Raw genomic sequence first — 558 nt, forward strand, 5'->3', positions numbered from 1 at the left:
GATTCGTCGCGAATGTCGCTGACGCCTTCGATGCGCTTGTCCTTGGCGGCTTCGGCGATCTTTTCGACCAAGCCGTTCTTGCCGGTCTGGTACGGGATTTCGGTTAGCACGATCGAGCGGCGATCGCCGCGCCCTTCCTCGACGACATAGCGCGAGCGGACGATGATCGACCCGCGCCCGGTTTCATACGCCGAGCGCGCGCCTGCGCGGCCGAGGATGATCGCGCCGGTCGGGAAATCGGGGCCGGGGACGATCTCGATCAGTTCCTCGGTGGTCAGCGGCTCGCGCGCGCCTGTCATCGAATCGATGATGGCGAGCGTCGCGTCGATCACTTCGCCGAGATTGTGCGGCGGGATGTTGGTTGCCATGCCGACGGCGATGCCGCCTGCACCATTGACCAGCAGATTGGGGAAACGCGCCGGTAGCACCGAGGGTTCACGCTCGGAGCCGTCATAGTTGGGGACGAAGTCGACCGTATCCTTGTCGATGTCCTCGAGCAGCGACCCTGCGACCTTGGCGAGACGCGCCTCGGTATAGCGCATCGCGGCGGCTTTATCG

General features: G+C 64.5%; 1 protein-coding gene. It reads right to left on the bottom strand.

Annotation, left to right across the window (positions count from 1 at the left end; all coding sequences use genetic code 11):
- A partial coding sequence (locus AACY52_RS29660) for a DNA gyrase subunit A (RefSeq protein ID WP_339561278.1) occupies positions 1-558 on the bottom strand: 558 nt, incomplete at both ends.

The organism is Pseudomonas sp. EA_65y_Pfl1_P113 (assembly GCF_963970525.1).
Lineage (GTDB): Bacteria > Pseudomonadota > Gammaproteobacteria > Pseudomonadales > Pseudomonadaceae > Aquipseudomonas > Aquipseudomonas tritici.